Annotated in this window: 13 protein-coding genes, 1 tRNA gene and 1 pseudogene; 5 read left to right on the forward strand and 10 right to left on the reverse strand. The window is 69.4% G+C overall.

Going from position 1 to position 15794, the window contains the following annotated elements:
• Positions 1–392: 392 nt before the first annotated feature.
• The 4 genes from OG452_RS03575 to OG452_RS03590 form a co-directional block, all read right to left on the reverse strand.
• Positions 393–1148, reverse strand: a complete 756-nt coding sequence (locus OG452_RS03575; RefSeq protein ID WP_327294137.1) for an SDR family NAD(P)-dependent oxidoreductase — start codon at positions 1146–1148, stop codon at positions 393–395.
• Between the two features lie 176 nt (positions 1149–1324).
• Complete coding sequence (locus tag OG452_RS03580) at positions 1325–1939, reverse strand: hemerythrin domain-containing protein (protein WP_327294139.1); 615 nt, start codon at positions 1937–1939, stop codon at positions 1325–1327.
• A 32-nt stretch (positions 1940–1971) separates the two neighbouring features.
• The gene (locus tag OG452_RS03585) at positions 1972–2838 is read right to left on the reverse strand and encodes an NAD(P)H-binding protein (RefSeq protein WP_327294140.1); all 867 of its coding nucleotides are present in this window, start codon (positions 2836–2838) and stop codon (positions 1972–1974) included.
• A gap of 179 nt (positions 2839–3017) precedes the next feature.
• Complete coding sequence (locus OG452_RS03590) at positions 3018–3791, reverse strand: SDR family NAD(P)-dependent oxidoreductase (protein WP_327294141.1); 774 nt, start codon at positions 3789–3791, stop codon at positions 3018–3020.
• Positions 3792–4126: 335 nt separating this feature from the next.
• Here OG452_RS03590 and OG452_RS03595 point away from each other — a divergent pair, with 335 nt between their 5' ends.
• On the forward strand, positions 4127–4570 hold the full coding sequence (locus OG452_RS03595) for a MarR family winged helix-turn-helix transcriptional regulator (RefSeq protein WP_327294142.1): 444 nt from the start codon (positions 4127–4129) through the stop codon (positions 4568–4570).
• 468 nt (positions 4571–5038) lie between these two features.
• Here the strand turns inward: OG452_RS03595 and OG452_RS03600 are convergent, their stop codons facing one another.
• Complete coding sequence (locus OG452_RS03600; RefSeq protein ID WP_327294143.1) at positions 5039–5890, reverse strand: NmrA family NAD(P)-binding protein; 852 nt, start codon at positions 5888–5890, stop codon at positions 5039–5041.
• A 332-nt stretch (positions 5891–6222) separates the two neighbouring features.
• Here OG452_RS03600 and OG452_RS03605 point away from each other — a divergent pair, with 332 nt between their 5' ends.
• Together OG452_RS03605 and OG452_RS03610 are read left to right on the forward strand one after the other, a co-directional pair.
• Positions 6223–6858 (forward strand): TetR/AcrR family transcriptional regulator, encoded by a 636-nt coding sequence (locus OG452_RS03605; RefSeq protein ID WP_327294144.1) that lies wholly within the window; start codon positions 6223–6225, stop codon positions 6856–6858.
• Positions 6859–6984: 126 nt separating this feature from the next.
• Positions 6985–7109 (forward strand): annotated as a pseudogene (locus tag OG452_RS03610) (IS982 family transposase); the annotation flags it as partial.
• Positions 7110–7218: 109 nt separating this feature from the next.
• Here the strand turns inward: OG452_RS03610 and OG452_RS03615 are convergent.
• Positions 7219–7292: transfer RNA gene (locus tag OG452_RS03615), tRNA-Pro, on the reverse strand.
• A gap of 135 nt (positions 7293–7427) precedes the next feature.
• On the opposite strand from OG452_RS03615, the gene OG452_RS03620 reads away from it, so the two are divergent.
• On the forward strand, positions 7428–8108 hold the full coding sequence (locus OG452_RS03620; RefSeq protein ID WP_327294145.1) for a transketolase: 681 nt from the start codon (positions 7428–7430) through the stop codon (positions 8106–8108).
• Positions 8109–8134: 26 nt separating this feature from the next.
• Positions 8135–9052, forward strand: coding sequence for a transketolase family protein (locus tag OG452_RS03625; RefSeq protein WP_327294146.1), 918 nt, complete (start codon positions 8135–8137; stop codon positions 9050–9052).
• A gap of 49 nt (positions 9053–9101) precedes the next feature.
• Here OG452_RS03625 and OG452_RS03630 read toward each other — a convergent pair whose 3' ends face one another.
• The 4 genes from OG452_RS03630 to OG452_RS03645 all read right to left on the reverse strand — a co-directional run bounded on the left by OG452_RS03630 (position 9102) and on the right by OG452_RS03645 (position 15731).
• A complete protein-coding gene (locus tag OG452_RS03630) occupies positions 9102–10289 on the reverse strand; it encodes a Gfo/Idh/MocA family protein (protein ID WP_327294147.1) in 1188 nt (395 codons plus the stop codon).
• Between the two features lie 92 nt (positions 10290–10381).
• Positions 10382–12604: a galactose-binding domain-containing protein gene (locus OG452_RS03635; RefSeq protein ID WP_442809946.1), complete on the reverse strand. Its 2223-nt coding sequence runs from the start codon at positions 12602–12604 to the stop codon at positions 10382–10384.
• Positions 12601–14061, reverse strand: coding sequence for a M1 family metallopeptidase (locus tag OG452_RS03640; RefSeq protein WP_327294148.1), 1461 nt, complete (start codon positions 14059–14061; stop codon positions 12601–12603). The genes OG452_RS03635 and OG452_RS03640 overlap by 4 nt, the downstream gene beginning before the upstream one ends.
• On the reverse strand, positions 14058–15731 hold the full coding sequence (locus OG452_RS03645; RefSeq protein WP_327294149.1) for an extracellular solute-binding protein: 1674 nt from the start codon (positions 15729–15731) through the stop codon (positions 14058–14060). Before OG452_RS03645 ends, OG452_RS03640 begins: the two co-directional genes overlap by 4 nt.
• Between the last annotated feature and the right edge of the window lie 63 nt (positions 15732–15794).

Consider the following 15794-nt stretch of genomic DNA (forward strand, 5'->3'; position numbering starts at 1 on the left):
CCTTGCACCTGAGTTCGCGGATGGTGTCCTGGTGTCCTGCCATTGCCAGGAATCACTGCTGCACCTCTGTTCCTCATCGAGCGGCTGCCAGTCCGCCAGCTCTCCAGGCGGGTGATCACCACGGAGAGATCGGTCGGTTATTCCGCTCCTGCCGTCGAGTCGCCGAATGATGTCGTGCAATCGGTACGCCGCATGGACGTCGAGAAAGAATGCGGCGTCCGCGGCCTGCAGGCAAGTCATCGTGCGAGGGGCACGAGTACGCGCGTTCCCTGCTTGATCGTGCCGGCGTGATGGAGTGGGGTGTACCAGTCCGGAGCGGCCAGGGCACGCGGGGAGGGATTCGCTGGACCGGGACGGCCCCTTGACAGCCCCGCCGTCCGGAGGCGCCGTCGTCAGATGGCGGTACGGCCGCCGTCGACGTTGAGGATCGCGCCGGTGATGTAGCTGGACTTGTCCGTGGTCAGGTACACGATGGCGTCGGCGATCTCGTCGGCGTCGGCGACGTAGCCGAGCGGGGCCTGCTTTCCGAGCTCGTCGAGTCCGTCGCCCATGACGTCGACGACTTTCCGGGTGCTGGTGGTTCCGGGGCTGACCGCGTTGACGCGGACACCGGCCGGGCCGAACTCCGCGGCCCAGGACTTGGTGAGCAGGTTCAGTCCGGCCTTGGTCGCGCCGTAGACCCCCATGCCCGGAACGGCGAGCTGGCCGACCATCGTCGAGGTGTTGACGATCACGCCCTTGCCGCGAGCGGCCATCTTCGGCGCGAGTTCAGCGACGAGGAAGAAGTGACCCTTGAGGTTCGTGTTGAACATCATCTCCCAGTTCTCCTCCAGCGTCTCCGCCGTCGGACCGAACACCCCCGTCCCGGCGTTGTTGATCAGGATGTCGATCTGGCCCCCGGAAGTCTCCAGTGCCCGTTGGGCCAGGTCGCGGGCCGACGCCGCGTCGCTGAGTTCAGCGCGAACGTAATCGGCCTTGCCGCCGGCCGCGCGGATCGCGGCGACGACACCGTCTCCGAGTTCCCGGCGACGGCCGACCACGATCACGTGTGCCCCGTGTTCGGCGAGTTGCTTGGCCGTGGCCTCGCCGATTCCACTGGTCGAACCGGTCACGAGTGCCGTGCGCCCCGCGAGATCCTGCTCTGCCATTGACTCTCCTTGTTGGTGCCGTTGATGTCGGGTGTGCTGGTGGGCGTTTGTGTTTTGGTCTTGAGGGTGTTCCCTGTGTTCGACGCGTCGGTTTGCTGGTCCGCTGGTGGTGTTGCGGGCTCGGCACCACGGTCAGTGCGGGCGTTCGGTGGTGTGGTGTCGCGTGGTGGGGCGGGTCAGCCGCGGATCAAGCTGGTTTCGCGGGTGAACTGGCGGTGGCCGATCAGCTTGTAGGCGACACGAGCCGGGGCCGGGAGGACCTTCATGAACCTTCGCCGTTCCGCGTCATCGGTTTCCTCGGTGATGTGGCCGAGGATGACCAGCCGCCGCGTGAGGGGGATCGCGCTCATGCCGTGCTTGCCGAGTGCGTCCCATTCGCTCTGTGTCAGTGTGACGGAGACGATCGGCAGTATTTCCTGCTCCTCCTCGGCCAGGTGCTCGATCAGTGCCGGCATCATGGCGTCGATGCGCGCGGCCATCCGCTCGCCCGCGGCAGCGTCCGCGCTCGCCGTCCACGCCGGCAACTCCGCGTCGATGGCCATGACCGCGTCGTCGACCTGGGCGTGCTGCGCATCCATCCGGTCCATGAGTTCCGGATCGAGGGCTGCGCGCTCGCGCAGCAGCGGAAAGAGCAGTTCGTCCTCGCCGGTGTGGTGTGTGCGGAGGAAAGTCAGCATCTCCCGGGCGTGCGCACCGAGGACCTTGGATCGCGCACGGTCACCGGCCGCGGCGCGAAACAACCGTGGAAGCTGACCGAACTCGCGCCGGAGGACGCGGTGGATCAGCACCATCTCGTGGGTGTCGACGCCTGGCCCGGAAGCACTCATCGTGACTCCTCGACGGCCGCGTTCCGGACGGCTTCGTAGGCCGTGATCGCCGGCCGGCCGATGAGCTTGACCAGGTCGTCGCTGTCAGTGAACAGCTCTCCGCGGGCCAGCCCGGCGTCGGCGTCAGCCACCGCGGCGGCCATCTCCGGAGGCAGCCCGGCGCCCGTCAAAGTCGCGGTGTAGTCGGCGGCCGGCATGTCCCGGTAGGCGATGTGAGTGTCCAGGACATCGCTGAACGTGGCGGCGAGTTCGGTCAGTGTGAACGGCGTTCCGCCGAGTTCGTAGGTCGCTCCGAGGTGCCCGTCCTGCGTCAGCACCCTGGCCGCGGCCGCGGCCAGGTCACGTCGGCCGGCCGCACTGACACGCCCGTCCTGCGCGCTGCCCAGCAGTGCGTGGTACTGGGTGATCACCGGGAGCTGGTCGGTGTAGTTCTCCAGGTACCATCCGTTGCGCAGGATGACGAACGGCGACCCACTGTCACGCAGGTACTCCTCGGTGCGGCGATGGGCGTCAGCGAGCATCATCTGCGCGGTCGAGGCGTTGAGGATGCTGGTGTAAACGATGCGGGAGACACCCGCCCGGCGCGCCGCGTCGATGGCGTTGCGGGCGTTGTCGAACCGCTCCCCCACCGTCGTCGTGGAAACCAGCACCATCGCGTCGGCACCCGCGAAAGCGTCGTCGAGGGTGCCCGGGTCGGCGAAGTCCGCGCGTCGCACTATGACCCCGTTCCGTGCGAGGTCGGCGAGCTTGCCGGTGTCCCGGCCGGTGGCCACGATCTGCTCCGGCGGCGTTCCGCCGGCGAGGAGTTGATCGACGATGAGCCGGCCGAGGTGACCCGAGGCTCCGGTGATGACAGTGGACATGGTATTTCCCTTCGACAAGTGTTCGGTGTGAGTGCACTGCGGCGTGGGCGAATCACCGGTGCCGCGCGGCGAGTGGCAGACCCGCCGCGCCAGAGGCGCCCCGCCCGCCCTACCGGCGGCCGATACGACCGGCTCCGACGCTCAAAATCCTGCGTGACGGCCGAGTGCCGGTGTGTCAGTCAGTTCCAGCCGCCGTCGGCTTCGATGGTGACGCCGGTGATGAAGGATGCGTCCGGGGAGAGCAGAAACGCGACCACGGCGGCGATTTCGTCAGGTTGGGCCAACCGGCCGAGTGCGCTCATGGAGCGGATAAGCGCGGGAAACGGCACATCGGCGAGGGCGGGGTGGACGTAGTTGGGGGCATAGCCGGCCATGCGGGTGGCGGTGGCGCCTGGGGCGATCGCGTTGATGGCGATGTTCCGCTCGGCCAGCTCGGGGGCGAGATTGCGCACCATGGCCGGAATGGCGGCCTTGCTCGCCGCGTACAGGGCGTGTTGCTGGACCGCCAGGCGCGCACTGACCGAGGAGCTGAGCACGATACGGCCACCGTCGGTCATCGCGGCTGCCGCCGCCTGGGTGACGAACAGCTGTCCGGCCACATTGGTCTGGAAGAGGCGGTCGAAGTCGGCCTGCGTGATGGATTCCAGCGCTCCGAAGTGCTCGACCCCGGCATTGCTGACCAGCAGGTCCAGGCCGCCGAACTCGGACACCACCGCGCCGACGAGCTCGTGGGTCTGCGCCCTGTCACCGATATCGGCCAGGAAGGCCGACGCGGCACACCCGCTGTCGCGGAGTTCGCCGACGAGCGCCTCGGCCGCCTCTTGATCGGATCGATAGTTGACCGCCACCGTGGCTCCCTGGGCAGCGAGCCGACGCACGATCGCGGCGCCGATTCCGCTGCTGCCTCCGGTGACCAGGACTCGCTTGCCTGCCAGGCTTGATGTCGATGTCATCGCGCTACCCGCGCCCTCTCTGTCTTGTCGGGATGTGAACAGCCCTGGGGTCGCATCGGCCGTCCCTTCATGGAGCCGCCAGCTGATTTAGTCAGGAACATTTACTACTGTAGTCATACGGCAACGCCGACGGCAACCGCAACCCGGGCGAGATGACCGAGGAGTGGGCGACGTGTGCGGAACGCGGCGAGCACTGAGCCGCGCACGCGCCGCCACGGCCGGGGCAGGGGCGGGGGACGGGGCAGGGGCCGGAGTCTGCGGCGATCCGGCCCGGCGGCGGCTGCCGTAGGGTGTGAACCTCGTGGCATCAAGCGGGCAATGGAGCCGAGAGCGGTATGAACGACGAGCAGCGGGTTGATCTAGGGGTGTCGTTGTTCATCCCGTACCGGTACACCGAGGACCGGATGTTCCAGGCCCTGCAGGATGCCGGGTTCGACGACTGGACCCTCGCCCAGTGCCGGGTGTTCCAGCGCGTCGCCCCGGACGGCTCGCGCCTCACGGACCTCGCCGACCAGGCACAAATGAGCAAGCAGAGCGCCGGCGTGCTGGTCGACCAGCTGGAACGCCTGGGCTACGTCCGCCGGGTCCCCGATCCCACCGACGGCCGCGCCCGGCTGATCGTGATCGAGGAACGCGGCAAGCGGGCGGTCGAGGTGGCCTCGGCGACACTCGACGAGATCCTCTCGGAGTGGAAGGCCTACCTGGGCACCCGCAACTTCACGTTGCTGCACCAGATCCTGGAGCAACTCCGCGAGATCACCGACCCCTACGCACGGTAGACCCGACCGCTCCGAGCCGGACCTCGATTCCCGTCCACCCCGAGCCGCAGGGGGTCCTGCGGGCGCCAGCAAGCTTCGACTCCACCTTGATGTAGTCAGCTTTATCGACTTGTTCGTCAGTTACCCTGACGATAGTTGCGTGGCTGCCACGCAACACATCTTTCAAACAAGGAGTGAGGCATGAACGACAACGTCTGACAGAGCGATCCAGTGGCCCTACTGGCACCGGGCACGCGCTCGCCACCCGTCTCGCCCCCTCCCTGCCGGGACTCGCCGACCGGCCGACCGCCGCCCGGACCACGCCGCGCCATGCTCGACACCTGCATGAGAGGTCGGTGATGGCCGCGACTCGGCCCCGCGAGCCAGCAGTTGCCTGATCAACTCAGGCCCGAACGCCTGCGGCGGGCCGGTGAGGAGCCGGGAAGTCATCTCACTCCCGGGAGTCGTGGATCTCGCTGCTTTCCCGCCTCAGGCGAAGGCCGCGGCGTGCTCGGTGGTGAAGGCGTGCAGGCTGCGCGGCGCAGTGCCGGTGAGGGTCGCCACGTCGCCGCTCAGCCAGGCCGCGTCGCCGTCGGCGATCAGCCCGAACGCCTGGGTATTGGAGGTCGCGACGGGCTCCGGGACGCCCGCCTCGATCATCGCCGCCCGGTGTTCGTCCGGATGGATCTGGCGGTACTCGATCTCGTGTCCCAGTGTCGCGGAGAGTTCTTTGGCGATGTCGGAGTAGGTGATCAGAGCAGAGCCGGTGAGCCAGTAGGTGCGGCCCGCGTGCCCGCCCGGCGCGGTGGCGATGGCCGTCGCGGCGGCGGCGACGTCCCGGGCGTCGATCATCCCGACCTGTCCGTCGCCCGCCGACATCACAAAACCCCGCGTCTGGCGGATCACCGGGGCCAGCGCGAGCAGGTTCTGCAGGTACGCGTTCGAGCGCAGCAGCGTGTGCGCCACGCCCGTGGCCGCGAGGTACGCCTCGATCCGCGCCTGTCCACGCCGCCGGTCGACCGGGGAATCGACTGACGCCTTGCTGGTGATCTTGACGATGTGCGATACGCCCTGCCGGACCGCGCTGTCGATGACCGCGATCTCCTGGGCCGGCACGGCCGGGCTCACCAGCACGACGGTGTCGATGCCGTGCAGGGCCGCGTCCAGCGTGTCCGGGCGGTCGAAGTCGCCAGTGACGATCTCGACTTCGTCGGCGAGGTCGGTGCGGTTCGTCACACGGTCCGGGTCGCGGACCAATGCCCGGGCGGGCTGGTGCCGTTCGGACAGCAGCCGCACGGCTTCTGACCCGACCGTGCCGGTCGCGCCGGTAACCAGAATCATGCTGTTTCCCTCACATTTGGTCGACTGCGGAAGGACAGTGACGAACGGTCAGCAGCGGACGGTCAGCGCGTGGATAGGCGCGGGTGAAGCGCCCGCCGGTCCCGGCGGCGACCTCCTTGCCCCGGCCCTCGTCGCGGCCGACGATCAACGTGGCCGCGTCGGCAGAACAGTTGCGCGGTCGCCCGCCCGATGCCCGAGGTTCCACGGTTCCACCCTTGATCAGCAATCGTTGTCGACTCAGTACTCACTCACCACCTCCCTTAAATTGGATCGACCTATCCAATCTAAGGGAGGGTAGATTGGATAGTCAAGTCCAGCCTTGAGGAGGTTCAATGCCGACACGTGCAGCGCCGCAGGAGGAGCCCAGCACACGGAAGGGGCGCGCCACGCGCGAGCGGATCGTCGCTGCCGCGGCCGACCTCATGTACCGCCACGGCGTGGCGGGCACCAGCACCCCCGCAGTCCGCGATGCCGCCGGGGTCAGCTCATCGCAGATCTATCACTACTTCACCGACAAGGACGACCTCACCCGCGCGGTCATCGCATTCCAGTCCGAGGCGATCCTGTCCCACCAGGCACCGTTGCTGGCCAGGCTCGACAGCATCGAGGCGTTGCGGTCGTGGCGCGAAGTAGTGGTCGACGCCGCCCGCCGGCAGAACGGGGCCGGGGGTTGCCCGCTGGGCAGCCTGTCCAGCGAGCTGTCCGACGACCATCCGTGGGCGCGCGAAGCCCTGGCCGCCAGCTTCACCGTGTGGTCCGAGGCGATTCACGCCGGCCTGGACGCCATGGTCGACAACGGCGCCCTGCGGCCGGAGACCGATGCCACCACACTGTCCCTCGCCCTGCTGGCGGCAGTGCAGGGCGGGCTTGTCCTCGCACAAGCCCAGCACACCACCGACGCCCTCGAAGCGGCCCTGGACGCCGTGATCACCCACATCCACGACCACGCCGTACCGCCACCGGCCTGAACGTGCAGTTCGGCTCTGGCTGATTCGCGGCTGTGGGCGGTGGCGGCGCTGGTGGCGGGCCGGGATCCGCGGCAAGCCGGTGGGCGGGAGGCTCTGGCTCATGCGTCCGCGGGGCAAGACGGCCACTTGGCACCCGACCGCCCGGCCGTTGCTATCGCACCGCGTCTGAGCGATGCCGAACTGCTCACGCTCGCGATGATGCAGCCCATGCTCGGGTTACCCCCGAGCCCAAGTGGCTCCGCCATGCCCGACCTGGGGCCATGACCCGCTGACGCCGGACAAGGCGACTGGACCCCGGAAATGACCAAGGGCTGGTTTCGGATACCTCCGAAACCAGCCCTGCCTTGCGACTCTTTCGAGTCGGGACGACAGGATTTGAACCTGCGACCCCTTGACCCCCAGTCAAGTGCGCTACCAAGCTGCGCCACGTCCCGATGCCCTATCCGGCGCGGGCTTGCCCGGCCGAACGTGCACCGAAACGATACCGCACTTCAGCCGGTGGTCACGAACTCGATTCCCCGGCCGTTCCGCTTGACCTCAAGTGCGCTTGATGTTGGATCGTCGGCCGCATGGACACGGACACAGACCTGAACCGGCTGATGGCCCTCATGACGGGCGACGAAAAGCACGGGCCTGCGGCGACCTCGACCCTGGACGCGCTCTGGGTGCTGTACGACCGGGTGCTGCGGGTCACGCCGCAGACCGTCTCGGCGCCGGGCCGGGACCGCTTCCTGCTGTCGAAGGGGCACGGCCCCATGGCGTACTACGCGGTCCTCGCCGCGAAGGGGTTCTTCCCCGACGAGCTGCTGACGGGATTCGGCTCGTACGACTCGCCGCTCGGCCACCACCCCGACCGGCTGCTCGTGCCCGGTGCCGAGATCGGCAGCGGCTCGCTCGGGCACGGGCTGCCGCTCGGCGTGGGAACGGTGCTCGGGCTGCGGGCGCAGCGGCTCACCGAGCCCAGGGTGTGGGTGCTGATCGGGGACGCCGAGATGGACGAGGGCTCGGTGCACGAGGCCATCGCCTACGCGGGGCCCGCCGGCCTCGATCAGCTGCACACCGTCGTGATCGACAACGCGTCCGCCAGCTACGGCACCCCCGGTGGGATCGCGGCCCGTTTCGCGGCGGCCGGGTGGTCCGTCGAGACCGTCGACGGGCGGGACCACGAGCAGCTGTACGCCGCCTTCACCGCACCGCATCCGGGCCGGCCGCACGCCGTGGTCGCCCGGGTCGAGCCCAAGAACGCCTGAGCGGGACCATCCGAGAGGGATTTGTCATGGACAACATGCGTGAGCGCTTCGCCGCCACCACGTCGCGGCTGCTGGACGAGGACCCGCGGCTCGCCGTCGTACTGGCCGAGATCACCCGCGACGGTTTCGCCGACGCGGCACGCGCCCACCCCGGCCGGGTGATCAATGTGGGGATCCGGGAGCAGCTGCTGATCGGTGCGGGCGCCGGGATGGCGCTGACCGGGATGCGCCCGGTCGTGCACACCTTCGCCAGCTTCCTGGTCGAGCGCCCCTTCGAGCAGGTCAAGCTGGACCTCGGGCACCAGGGTGTGGGAGCCGTGCTGGTCAGCGCCGGTGGATCATACGACTGGCCGGCCGGCGGTTTCACCCATATGTCGCCAGGCGATGTGGCGCTCCTCGACACGCTCGACGGGTGGACCGTGCACGTACCGGGCCATCCCGACGAGGCGGAGGCCCTGCTGCGCCGGGCCGTGCGCGGGGACGACCGGGTGTACGTACGGCTGTCGGCGCAGGCCAACCGGCGGCCGCAGCCGGTCACCGGGGGCGGATTCCACACGGTCCGGGAGGGTCACGGCGGGGTGGTGGCGGCGGTCGGGCCGATGCTGGACGCAGTTCTGGAGGCGACGGAGGGCATGGACGTCACCGTGCTGTACGCGACGACCGTGCGGCCCTTCGACGGCGCCGCCCTCCGCTGGGCCACCGAGGCCCCCGACCGGGCCGACGTGGTGCTGGTCGAGCCGTGTCTGGCGGGTACGTCGACAGCCGCGGCGAACGACGCCCTGGCCGACCGGCCGCACCGGGTGCTCGGCCTCGGGGTGGGCAGGAAGGAGCTGCGGCGGTACGGACAGATCGAGGAGCATGTCGCCGCGCACGGCCTGGACGCCGCCTCGCTGCACCGGAGCATCACCGGATTCCTGACCGGGGCCGTCCGGCCGCAGGGGTGAGCCCCGCGGCCGGGCCGCGGGCGGCGGCCCGGCGCCCCTCCCCCGCCGGTCACCTGCGCTGCTGCCCGCGGTCGAAGTAGTCCGCGAGCGCCGGGTCGAGCGGGGTGACCCGGCGTGGGGTCCCGCCGTCCCGGAGCGAGTCCGTGGCCCGTACCCCGGCGGCCACCGCCATCCGGGCGGCGACCGGTGAGGTGTCGGTGCGGCCGCCCTCGCGCACGAACCGCACGAACTCGTCCATCAGCAGTGGGTCGGCGCCGCCATGGCCCGCCTCGTCCTGCGCTTCCGGGACGGCGTGGATCTCGTCGGCGTCCTCCCGGTAGACGGAGCGGCGGGCGTTCCAGACCTTCACCTGGCTGCCCGGCCCGTCGCCGAAGTTCTCCAGTCGGCCCGCGTCGCCGATCACGGTGTAGTTGCGCCAGTAGTCGGGGGTGAAGTGGCACTGCTGGTAGGAGGCCAGCACGCCGTTGTCCAGGCGCATGTTCAGCAGGGAGACGTCCTCGATGTCGATGACGGGGTTCAGCGCGCGCTGGGTGTGCGGCGGCCAGTGTCCGTCCTTGGTGTACCAGTCGGCGGCCTTGGGCTCACCGGGCTCGCGGCGGTGCGGGTTGTCGCCGTAGACCATCAGGTCCCCCATGGCCTGGACGTCGCGTGCGTAACCGCCCGCCAGCCAGTGCAGCACGTCGATGTCGTGGGCCGCCTTCTGGAGCAGCAGTCCGGTGGTGTACTTGCGCTCGGCGTGCCAGTCCTTGAAGTACCAGTCGCCGCCGTAGCCGACGAAGTGCCGGACCCAGACGGTCTTGACCTCGCCGATCGTGCCGGCCGCGATGAGGTCGCGCATCAGCCGGACGACCGGCATGTGGCGCATGTTGTGCCCGATGTAGAGACGGGTGCCGGTCTCGTACGCGGTGCGCAGGATCTCGTCGCACCGCTCGACCGTGATGTCGAGCGGCTTCTCCACGAAGACCGGTTTGCCCGCGCGCAGCGCTTCGCAGGCGAGCTCGGCGTGGGTGTGGTCGGGGGTGACGACCAGGACCGCGTCGATGTCCGGGGCGTCGATGACGGTGCGGTGGTCGGAGGTGATCAGTGCGCCGGGGAAGGCCGTGGCCGCCTCCGTACGGGCGGCCGGGCCGGGGTCGGCGAGTGCGGTGACGCGCGAGCCGGCTCCGGGGCGGTGGGCGGTGCGCGCGATGCTGCCGCGCAGGCCGTAGCCGAGGACGCCGATACGGAGGTCGGACATGGGCTTCCTTCACTGGTGCGGGTGGAGCGGGCCCCCGAAAGGGCCGCCTGCGGACTGCCGCTGAGAGCTACGAGCTACGAGCTACGACAGTCCTACGGGTGGACGGCGACCTGGGCGAGCCCGACCCGTCCGGTGCCGGTGAGCTGGATCTTCATGTACCGGGTGTCGGTGTTCAGGTCCAGCACCGTGGGCCGCAGCGCCTTGCCGCTGACGTGGACGGTCTTGTCGTCCGTGCGGACGTCGAAGCCGGCCGTCGTGGTCGATGCGTCGTTCCAGATCTCGATCCTGCCGACGTGCCGCACGGACCCCAGATCCACCTGCCACCAGGCGCCCTGCTCGGAGAGCGTCCGGGTGTCCGTCGAGGTGTCCCCGTCGATGGCGAGTGCGGCGGCTGCCCCGTCGGTGGACGACTGGGTGGCGGTGCCGGTACGGGCCAGGTCGGGGCTGAGCTGCTCGACGGGGCCACGGTGCGCGCCGGCCGCCGAGGCGATCTTCAGCGCGGCCGCCGGGAGCTCCTCCAGGCGGGTGTGGTTGTCGCTCATGGTCGAGCCGGCACCCGCCATGGCGGGTGCGTCGGTGTCGGTCCAGTTCCTGCGCGCGGTGTTCTTGATGCCGTAATCGGCCCAGTTGGAGACCCACTTGTAGCCGAGCCGGGTCAGGACGTTGTTCTCGACGGCGATGTACGAGGACTGCTCGTCGAGGTAGATGCCGTTGCCGTCGCGCTCGGTGTTGCCGTACGCGGAGCGGTTGATGTAGTTCCCCGAGACCACCGTGCCGGGCTGGGCGCCCTGGGTGTAGATCGCGCCGCCGTCGTGCTGGGCGTCCTTGACCTGCATCACATTGGTGATGCGGTTGTCGGTGATCCTGTTGTCGCGCAGCACCGACTTCTGGGAGTCGGGCTGGTTCCAGCCCCAGCCGACCGAGATGCCGGAGTAGGGAAGCTGGTCGAGGGTGTTGTGGTCGACAGTGAGTCCGGCCTCGTAGCCTGCCCAGACCGCCGCCGCGTCGGTGTACTCGACTGCTGCGCGAGTGACCGTGTTGTAGGCGAACGTGTTGCGTTCACCGGCCAGTTCGGGGGCCGGCATGGGGTCGGTGTCGCCGATGTACGCGGCGCCCGACGACAGGTCGGTGAAGTCGGAGCGGGTGATCCCGGAGTCCTTCGTACCGGCTTCGAGGATCGCACCGGCTCCGCCGAGGTGGGTGAACGACGCCCCGGCGACGGTGACATGGCGGCCGCCGTGCACGGTGAGCGCGGCCGACGGCTTGGTGTAGTAGCGGCCCGAGTGGTCGACAGGACCGGTGGCGCCGGTGAGGGTGAGTCCCGCCTGCATCCCGGCGTAGCCCTCGTCGGTGTCCGGCTGGTGGTACGCGGCGTACGCGAAGCCGATCCCCCGGATGGCGACGTCGTGCGCGCCGTCGACCGTCACCAGTTGCTCGGTGGCGGGAGTGACGGCCGTGGCGTGCCGCATGTTCTCGCCCTTGCGCGGCAGGTACGTGATGGTGTGCGTGGCCGAGCCGTGGACGAACTCGCCCGGCTGGTCGAGGAGTTCGGGCGCGTTCTCGAAGAACGCGACGCCCGAGTAGCGTGTGGAGTCCACGGCCGTGGAGTCCCAGGCGGGGCCGGTGCGGTTGGTGCCGCTCGCCGAGTTGGTCCAGCAGGGCTGGGCGAAGGTCAGGTTGTCGCCGCTGACCCCGGCGATCCGGCAGTGGTAGTTGCGCCAGCGGACCTTGATGACGGCCTCGGCGTCGGTGGGCCGCTTCCAGTCGGCGATCCCGGTGGCCTTCGCTCCGGTCATGCCGGTCTTCGTGGCGTCGCAGACACTGGCGGCGCAGGCTCCGCCGCGGGCGGGGGTGGCCCGGACGCCGTTGACGAAGAGCTGTCGCGGTGTGATGCCGTCGGGCACCCGGGCGGTCCAGGTCCCGCCGGACGTCCGGGTCCAGCCGGTGACCGTGCGGCCGCCGGAGAGGACGGGGCGGGCGCCGGGCGCCGCGGTCCAGGTGGTGCCGGAGTCGGCCGCGGTGAGCTTCAGGGCCGCGGTGCGGGTGTACGTACCCCCGGCGAGCTGCACGGTGACGTCATCGCCGTCGAGGGTGCGGGCCTTGTCGCGGGCGCCGTCCAGGGAGCAGGGGCGGCTGTGGGTGCAGGACGTTCCGGCGCCGTGCGGGGCCGCGTACAGGGTGTCCGTGTGCGTGGGGCCGGCGGCCTGCGCGAGCGGCGCGGTGGCGAGCATTGCCGCGACGGCGGCGAGTGCGGTGCCGATGCGCCGGGCGGCCGGGCGGTCGGTGGCCGGGCGGTGGGTGGTGCGGCGGTTCATGCGGCAGCCTTCCAGTCGGGGTGGCCCGGCATCGGCGGGTTGGTGGCGCCGAACAGCCAGTCGCGCAGAAAACGGTCCAGGGTGCGGTCGCCCGTGACGTCGACGGTGTGCCGGATGAACTGTTCGCTGGTGTACGTCGAGTCCTTGAAGCGCCGGACCCACTCGCGCATGATCCGGTCGAACGTACGTTGCCCGACCTGCTGGTTGAGCGCGTACAGGACGAGCGCCCCGCCGTCGTAGATGTTGGTGCCGCCGAGCGCCTTGGGCAGTCCCGGCGGGCCGTCCTTGGCGCGGACCGCGTCCAGTGTCCCGTAGGTGGCCTTCATCTTGTCCGCGACGACCGACCAGCCGCGCTCCTCGCTGTACACGGCGGCGTAGTAGGTGGCGGGCCCTTCGTTGAGCCAGGCCTGCTGCCAGTCGTGCGGGGTGACGGAGTCGCCGAACCACTGGTGGGTCATCTCGTGGACCATCGTGTTCTCGTACGTCGGGTTGCCGTCGGCGTTGAGCTTGAACCAGTTGGTGCCCATCAGGGTGAGGGTCTGGTTCTCCAGCGCGTCGGTGTAACCGTCGTAGATGTGGAGCCCGTAGGTGGAGAACGGGAACCGTCCGAACTTCGCCTCCAGCCAGGCCAGATGGTCAGCGGTGCGCGCGACGATCGGCGCGTAGGTGTCCTCGTGGCCCTGCGGCACGATGTGGCGCAGCGGCAGGCCCCTGTGGCTGCTGCCGTACAGATAGGTGCCCTTGACGACCGCGATGCCGAGCAGTTCGGTGGGCATCCGTTCGCGGAGCGCGAAGTGCCAGACCGATGACCCGTCGGCGCGCGGGGTCCGGTGCAGCAACTCGCCGTTGGCGGCGGCCACATAGCCCTTGGCGGCGCTGATGTGGAAGGCCCAGGTGGCCTTGGAGGACGGGGTGTCGTTGCAGGGCAGGAAGGTGTCGGCACGGGAGGACTGCACAGCGGACGCGAAGCCGCCCTCGCTGCCGAACACCCAGCCGTTGAGGCCGAGCCGCTTGGTCTTGCCGTTGCCGTGGTAGCGGATCTCGACGGTGAAGGGCCGTCCGTCGTGCAGCGGGCGCGCCGGGGTGAGCGTCAGTTCCTGGCCGCTGCTGCCTGCCGACAGCTCCCAGCGGGCTGCGGCGCCGTCGACGGTGACCGCGTCGATGGTGTGGCCGTCGGTGTCCAGGTTGAAGGCGGACAGATCCTGGGTGGCCCGCGCCGATATCCGTACGGCGGCGGTGAAGTCGTAGGTCACCGGGGTGAAGTCGAAGGTCAGGTCGTAGTGCGTGACCTGGTAGCCGCCGTTGCCGAGAGTCGGGAAGAGCGGGTCGCCGACACCACTGGAGCCGGGCTCCGGATCGAAGGAACGGGCCAGGGCGGGCGTGCCGATGACCGGTACGGCCGCGGCGGCGGCCACTGCCGCGCCGCCGAGCTGGAGGACGGTGCGTCTGGTGGTCACTTCTTCCCCTTCTGGACGGCCTCTTCGAACTCGTGGCGGGCCTGCTCGGCGCCGTGCGCCAGGTACTGCTTCGTCAGCTGGTCGTAGTACGACATGGGCTTGCGGCCGGAGACGATGTCCTTGAGGCCGTCCAGCTTGAGGGTGTAGAGGCTGCCGTAGCCCTTGGAGTCCCAGGTAGGCGATGAGACCTTGAGGGTCGGGTCCTGCTCCATGACCGGGATCATCTTGGCGTACGCCTCGTGGACGTACCGCACACCCTTCTCGGTGTCCGTGCTGAACACGGCCGGGACGGCGGAGGCGAGCATCTTCCAGGGGACGGTGGCGTCCTGGCTGCCCCGCTTGGTGAGGGTCGGGTTGCCCTTGGCGTCACGGGTGAAGTCGGTGCCCTCCACGCCGTAGTTGATCAGCGTGTACTCCAGGCTGCCGAACGGCGACGCGGCGAAGTCGGCGAGTGCGAGGAGCTGCTTGACGCGCTCGGTGGACGCCTTCTTGATGTGAGTGTTCTGGAGCGCGACGTTGTCCATCCAGGCGATGGCCTTGGGGCTGAACGGGGTGATGGGCCGGGGGTCGAACTTCTTGTTGACGGCCGCCATCGCCGCCACATAACCGGTGCTGGGGGTGTAGTACGACGGCATCCCGTCGTACACATAGGCACCCTTGCCGTTCTTGAACATGTCGGTGTACTGCGACTTCTGCGCCCCCGACATACCGATCGTGCCCGGGTAGTAGCAGCCCGCCTTGTACAGCTTGCGGGACGTCTCGACGGCGAGGCGGAACTCGTCGGTCTCCAGGTCCGTCACGAACTTGCCGGTCTTCGCGTCCATCCGCCAGTACAACGGCGCGCCCGCCGACATGGCGAGCAGGTTGGTGGCGCTCGCGATGATGGCGTACTGGTCCTTCTTCGGACGGGTCAGCTCCTTGCAGACCTCGACGAACTTGTCGAGGCTGGTGATCTCGTCCAGGCTGGATATCCCGACCTCGGCGAAGAGATCGTGGCGGTAGAAGCCCGCGCCGCCCGTGCCCATCCGGGAGATCGGAACGCCGTAGAGCTTCCCGCCGAAGATGGCGCCCTCCCAGGCCGCCTGCGGTATCGCCGCGAGGTTGGGATAGTCCTTGACCTTGTCACCGGCCAGGAACGGCGTCAGATCAGCGCACTTGGCCGCGCAGAACGCCGCCTTGTTGTCGACTCCGCCGAGTTCCGGATACATGAAGATGTCCGGCAGGGTGTCACTCGCGACCATCGTGGTGAACTTGGTCGAGTAGTCGTCGGTCGGGACCGCCGTGACGTCGACCTTCCCGCCGAGCAGCTTCTCGATCGCCTGCCAGGCCGCGTTCTTCCCGCGCGCCGGGGGCGGCGGGGAGAAGGTCTCCATCGCCGCCGAGATGGGCTTCGCGCCCTTGAGGACCTGCCCCTTGGTGGCGCGCGGTGTGGAGGCCGGGTACCGGTAGAAGGCCTGCGGCACACCCGCGGCCGTACCCGGCAGGTCGGGCTTCAGGCCGATGTTGCGCACCGTGGTGGTGGGCAGCAGGCCGGCGCTCTTGGCCTCGGCCTTGGCGGCCGTACCGCCGTCGCCGCAGGCGGCGAGAAGCGGGGTCGCGGCGAGGCCGAGGCCTATGCCGGCTCCCATGCGGAAGAGAGTTCTGCGGTTCATCGGAGTGGAGCTCGGCACGGACATCTCCTTGAGAGAAGGGAGGGAGGGCCGGGGGGTGGCGTAGGCGGGTTCAGCCGCAGA

It is taken from the genome of Streptomyces sp. NBC_01197, assembly GCF_036010505.1.
Lineage (GTDB): Bacteria > Actinomycetota > Actinomycetes > Streptomycetales > Streptomycetaceae > Streptomyces.

Excerpts from the sequence above, each read along its gene's own strand:
- OG452_RS03575 (WP_327294137.1), bottom strand. The coding sequence starts at position 1,148 with ATGGCAGAGCAGGATCTCGCGGGGCGCACGGCACTCGTGACCGGTTCG.
- OG452_RS03580 (WP_327294139.1), bottom strand. The coding sequence starts at position 1,939 with ATGGTGCTGATCCACCGCGTCCTCCGGCGCGAGTTCGGTCAGCTTCCA.
- OG452_RS03585 (WP_327294140.1), bottom strand. The coding sequence starts at position 2,838 with ATGTCCACTGTCATCACCGGAGCCTCGGGTCACCTCGGCCGGCTCATC.
- OG452_RS03590 (WP_327294141.1), bottom strand. The coding sequence starts at position 3,791 with ATGACATCGACATCAAGCCTGGCAGGCAAGCGAGTCCTGGTCACCGGA.
- OG452_RS03595 (WP_327294142.1), top strand. The coding sequence starts at position 4,127 with ATGAACGACGAGCAGCGGGTTGATCTAGGGGTGTCGTTGTTCATCCCG.
- OG452_RS03600 (WP_327294143.1), bottom strand. The coding sequence starts at position 5,890 with ATGATTCTGGTTACCGGCGCGACCGGCACGGTCGGGTCAGAAGCCGTG.
- OG452_RS03605 (WP_327294144.1), top strand. The coding sequence starts at position 6,223 with ATGCCGACACGTGCAGCGCCGCAGGAGGAGCCCAGCACACGGAAGGGG.
- OG452_RS03620 (WP_327294145.1), top strand. The coding sequence starts at position 7,428 with ATGGACACGGACACAGACCTGAACCGGCTGATGGCCCTCATGACGGGC.
- OG452_RS03625 (WP_327294146.1), top strand. The coding sequence starts at position 8,135 with ATGGACAACATGCGTGAGCGCTTCGCCGCCACCACGTCGCGGCTGCTG.
- OG452_RS03630 (WP_327294147.1), bottom strand. The coding sequence starts at position 10,289 with ATGTCCGACCTCCGTATCGGCGTCCTCGGCTACGGCCTGCGCGGCAGC.
- OG452_RS03635 (WP_442809946.1), bottom strand. The coding sequence starts at position 12,604 with ATGAACCGCCGCACCACCCACCGCCCGGCCACCGACCGCCCGGCCGCC.